The organism is Vibrio sp. V33_P6A3T137 (assembly GCF_009904835.1).
Taxonomy (GTDB): domain Bacteria; phylum Pseudomonadota; class Gammaproteobacteria; order Enterobacterales; family Vibrionaceae; genus Vibrio; species Vibrio metschnikovii.
Genome location: NZ_WXWK01000033.1, coordinates 1 through 4,727 on the forward strand (window position 1 = coordinate 1; position 4,727 = coordinate 4,727).

Annotated in this window: 4 protein-coding genes and 1 pseudogene; 2 read left to right on the plus strand and 3 right to left on the minus strand. The window is 40.2% G+C overall.

Features of this window, described 5'->3' with window-relative positions; all coding sequences use genetic code 11:
* Positions 1-229 (plus strand): type II toxin-antitoxin system RelE/ParE family toxin (locus tag CAG60_RS02470; protein ID WP_161438197.1); only part of this gene is annotated, 229 nt, incomplete at its 5' end.
* Between the two features lie 867 nt (positions 230-1,096).
* Here CAG60_RS02470 and CAG60_RS02480 read toward each other — a convergent pair.
* From CAG60_RS02480 to CAG60_RS02500, 3 genes are all read right to left on the minus strand, one after another.
* Positions 1,097-1,558 (minus strand): GNAT family N-acetyltransferase, encoded by a 462-nt coding sequence (locus CAG60_RS02480; protein ID WP_202598489.1) that lies wholly within the window; start codon positions 1,556-1,558, stop codon positions 1,097-1,099.
* Positions 1,559-1,711: 153 nt separating this feature from the next.
* Positions 1,712-2,683, minus strand: coding sequence for an immunity 49 family protein (locus CAG60_RS02485; RefSeq protein ID WP_161438198.1), 972 nt, complete (start codon positions 2,681-2,683; stop codon positions 1,712-1,714).
* A gap of 1,163 nt (positions 2,684-3,846) precedes the next feature.
* Positions 3,847-4,143 carry an antibiotic biosynthesis monooxygenase family protein gene (locus CAG60_RS02500; RefSeq protein ID WP_099610012.1) on the minus strand — a complete coding sequence of 99 codons (297 nt, stop codon included), beginning with the start codon at positions 4,141-4,143 and terminating at the stop codon, positions 3,847-3,849.
* Between the two features lie 374 nt (positions 4,144-4,517).
* On the opposite strand from CAG60_RS02500, the pseudogene CAG60_RS02510 reads away from it, so the two are divergent.
* A pseudogene (locus tag CAG60_RS02510) lies at positions 4,518-4,727 on the plus strand (IS110 family transposase); the annotation flags it as partial.

Below are 4,727 nucleotides of genomic sequence, written 5' to 3' on the forward strand. Positions count from 1 at the left end.
CAACAATTTTTCCGAATTACAGTGGCAACGTTATAAAGAAACACTACTTTCTGGCTTTCAAATGCTCGCCGATAATCCTGATTTAGGACGAAGCTGCCATGAAATATATAGTAACGGCTTTTACTTTCCGATTGGAAAACATACTGCTTACTTCACAAAGGAAGAGAATTTCATCTTAATCGTAGCTGTATTAGGGCAATCTCAGTTACCGCAAAATCACCTGAAATAATAAACAATTATGGACGATAGTTTCGATTGGTAAGCTAACGCCCGCTTAAGGGGCTGACAACGCTACTACCAACTTTCCGCATAACACCGTAACCACAAAAATCAACGCATAATAAAAATGCAACGCGTTGGAAGTCCCTCTTGAAGCGTTTGTTATGTTTTATTACTCATTGATTGCATTGAACTTTTACAATATTTATTACTTGCGCCCACTTTAACTCAAAATGATAAACTTGCCTACTTTCAGCAATCATTGGTGCAGATAAGATCCCAAATAAGTTGAAGCGAATTAGCCTGCGGAATCAATGAGCAAACAACACCAAAGGAAGAGACCGTTCAGCGACAATTGAATCTTTTGTGTACACAATTTATCAGAGCAAAGCCGGACAAAAGCGCACAAACATCGATAAACTTGCGATAACCAAACACTGTCAGCAAGCAAGATGTTCATGAGCCCAAACATACTGAAGCGAAATAGCCGGTGGAATCAATGAGCAAACAACACCAAAGAAAGAGACTTTTCAGCAACCGTTGAATCTTTTGCGTACACAATTTATCAGAGCAAAACCCGACAAAAACACAAAAGCATCGTTCAACTTTCAATAGCCACAAAAAAAGAACAATAAACTCATAATATCAATAAATTAGGATAGAAAATCGCTAAAATCAGACCAAGCTTTCCCATTAAAATTTTTGAATGGATCTTGCTGAGGCTCAATAAAACATAACGCCGCGTTAAGGGGTGAGCAACGCAACTACCAACTCACCGCATTACACTAAAAACTAATAAAATCAACGCATAACGAAAATGCCGCGCGTTGCGAATCCCTCTTTAACGCCTTGTTAGGCATTTACCAACGCATTGATATTATTGGATTATTTCCCAACATTCTAATGACTCACCATCACTATCCACAACCATGTTTTTATAGATAAATCCATTTTTGCGAACAACATGAAGTGAAGCTAAATTTTCAGAAGCGATTAAGGCAAAGACAACTTTGACTAAACCAGATTCAAAAGCAATTTGGCAAAGTTTATTAACTGCAAATGTTGCAATACCTTTACCACGAACATCAAACGCTACGTTGTAACCGATTTCCACTCGATAATCAGACGGCGGGTTATTAAAACCACAACTGCCAATTAGCTGATCATTTAACTTTATAAAGTACGGTAAAGACCAAATTTCACAAACTGAATTACAATAATGATTAAGAGAGCGATCTAAAACATGCTTTGGTGGAATCCCGTCAAGAATATACTTGAACTCAGATTGGCGATCACACAACATTTTTAGCTCATCCTCGTTTAGCTGAACGAGTTCCATAACTTCCCTATGCCTAACGCCGCGTTAAGGGGTGAGCAACGCAACTACCGACTCACCGCATTGCACTAAAAACTAATAAAATCAATGCATAACGAAAATGCTACGCGTTGCGAATCCCTCTTTAACGCTTTGTTAGGCGATTTTGCAGATGAACTATCTCTGGTAGAGATAACTGGGTATGTAATCTGACTTCACATCCAGTGTATAACCATATTTTTCATACGCATATTTGGCTGCCGTGAGGAGATGTAATGAAATATAACCTTTCGGATCTGTTTTAAAATCCTTATCGTGAGTCCACCACTCTTTATGCATGTCTAAAGCACGATGCATGGATAGGTTATACGCTACTTGGTCTTGCTGATGTATAGCTTGCATCACATCGAAAAAGCCCATGGTCACTGTAATCCCGTGGTAACTAGGAATGCGCTCCTTAGGTGTTTGACCTTCTCGCTGGATATGGGCAATAAACCGATTGATTAAATCAGTAATATCACAGCTGGCTTGGAGGCCAAGCATATGCAGCACTATCTCAAGATGATAACGATTTTGCTCCGAGCGCCATACCACTTGCTCCTTATGCAGAAGTTCTATTAATAAATTTAAATCCTCATTACGCCCCGTGACAATAGTGAGGTAAAGCATATTAAGCCAATCAAATGACTGGATATACTCCGTTCTACCTTGAGCTGGAATTGCAAAATCTACCCCTTGGTATTGAAAGGGGATGAGCTCCCCTTTCGGTTGATTCATCTGGCGTAACCATAATATGGCGTACTGTTGAGCAGAGAAAAAATGCTCTACTACCTCAGAGTCTGCGACTGATGGTAGATAGTGACCAATCGCAAATAGCTTGCAAAGGTCTCGATACCCAGTTTCAAATCCAAAACAGTTTTTTTCCGCAATACTCAATGAAAACTGGTTGGTTTTAATAAAACTCTCTAAGGTCGCATCATAAACACGCTGCTTACCTTCTAAATTTTTAATATGAGTCTTCAGCGCGCTTTTCATCACAGGCTCATTGGAAACAACCTTTGTTTCGTCTGCCCCAGTAATGAGCTCTGTCGCTTCATGAGAATTGGCTCGCCCAAGTAAGGATAAGATAAAACGGAATGGAGTACGCATCGATTGTAACCTTTGATTATGAGCCAAATATAAATTTAGAGATTGATAACAAAGGAAGGCATTATCACCATCAATGCCTGTCGATGTCTAGTATCGCCTAACGCCCGGCTAAGGGGTTGACAACGCATAGCCGAACTCAAAAAACACACTGTAAACACTGAATTTCAATTTTGCACCAAAGTCGCCAAGCGTTGGCAATCCCTCTTGAGCCGTTTGTTAGGCCAACCAATTGACACCGACACTTTCACAACCAAAGAACGAGCTTTTTTGTAAACTTGAAACAAACTAACCAATTCATTTATAAACCAAAATGCTGAATCAGCAAAGAAACAAAAAAAACTCAAATTGAGCGATTTGGAAGAAAAGTGACGAGCGTAGCATGCTCGGCGGACGTTTGGATGCTGAAGGTTATTTTGCCGCTAAACTCACAGCGCTAAACAACCCAACGCGATCAAGAAACAACAAATATGTGATGATTATTTATTGCTTAAATTAAGCCACAAAACATGGAATTTACCGTTCAATTCAAACTCGATTTAGCTGATAAAAACTCACCTTGCCTAACGCCCGCTTAAGGGGCAGACAACGCTACTACTAAGCTTCCGCATAGCACCGAAATCACCAAAACCAACGCATGGTAAAAATGCCACGCGTTGGCTGTCCCTCTTGAAGCGTTTGTTATGCTTAAGCTTCAATGACTTACGTTTTACCAGAACCAAGATTAACTCGACTTTAACTCACAAACAAAAGCCGAAAACCAAAAAACTGAAATGACTCATCATTTTGAAAATCAGACTTGGAACTTTGGCCGCTAAAACGAAAAAACCTAAGATCAAATTTCTGGTTGAGCCAACCGACCTAACCTCGTGCTTGCCCGAAAATTGATTGAGGCAACTCTCAGAATTTTTAGCGCCCAAGAATGGATGTCCAGAAAACAGCGCCCACTGAAGCCAATTTGCCGACAAGCACGAAACTCAAAAGCCAAGGGAACAAAGAACAATCATAAACTACTGATTTTTGGTGATTAAGCATAACGCCCAATTAAGTAGCCCGAAACGCAACTACCAACTTTCCGCACAACACCTTAATCACTAAACTCAACGCATAATAAAAATGCCACGCGTTGAGGGTCTGCTTGAATTGTTTGTTATGTGCCGGGGTTATTATTTACTCCGATCTTCTATTTCGTCGAACGATTCCACCGAAATTCGTTCAGCGATTTCACGCATTTTCTGCATTTTTTCAGGATTACTATTTTCCCAAAATAACTCCCAATCTTGTCGAGAGCGCCACTTAGCAATCGTTAGTACCTTTTCAGGTTTATCAAAGGAATGAAGCATAAAACTGCCGAGAGCACCCTCGACTGTATGATGAATAGAGTCAGTTGTAGAACTCCAAACCTTTTGAAATTCATCCATTTTATTAGATGGCACTCGCCACTCATATATGACTCTAAACATATGATTTCCTTGTGATATAACTAATATAGACGTTGAAAACTATTAGGCACATAACGCCCGCTTAAGGGGCAGCCAACGCCACGACCAACTTTCCGCATAACAACGTAACCACAAAAACCAACGCATTATAAAAATGCCACGCGTTGGCTGTCCCTCTTGAAGCGTTTGTATGGATAATAACTAACGAATCAGGGTAAAGTGAGACCCAGACTTTAGCTGCAACTAAAGTTCTCTATCTGATAGTTCGATTGAAGTGTGGCTCCTCTATCGAGAGACCGATAACAAGAGCGAACGTCAGATAGAACTCCAAGCACCACACTCGAATAGTCTTCTGGGTCTCGAACCCGCATTTAGCAAGCAAGAGTTAGCTTATTATGAATACAAATACACTGCAAAACATTAATGTCGGCGTTGATACCGGCAAGTCACAATTAGATATCTATATCCGTCCTCTCGATATCTATTTTAATGTCTCCAATGATGAAAAAGGCATTAAACAAGCCATCAAAACCATTAAAAAGTACCACCCTGAACGTATTGTCATCGAAGCCACCGGACGCTTAGAAATGCCATTCATCTTAGCC

Coding starts and splice junctions, on each gene's coding strand:
- CAG60_RS02500 (WP_099610012.1), bottom strand. CDS start 4,143: ATGTTTAGAGTCATATATGAGTGGCGAGTGCCATCTAATAAAATGGAT.
- CAG60_RS02480 (WP_202598489.1), bottom strand. CDS start 1,558: ATGGAACTCGTTCAGCTAAACGAGGATGAGCTAAAAATGTTGTGTGAT.
- CAG60_RS02485 (WP_161438198.1), bottom strand. CDS start 2,683: ATGCGTACTCCATTCCGTTTTATCTTATCCTTACTTGGGCGAGCCAAT.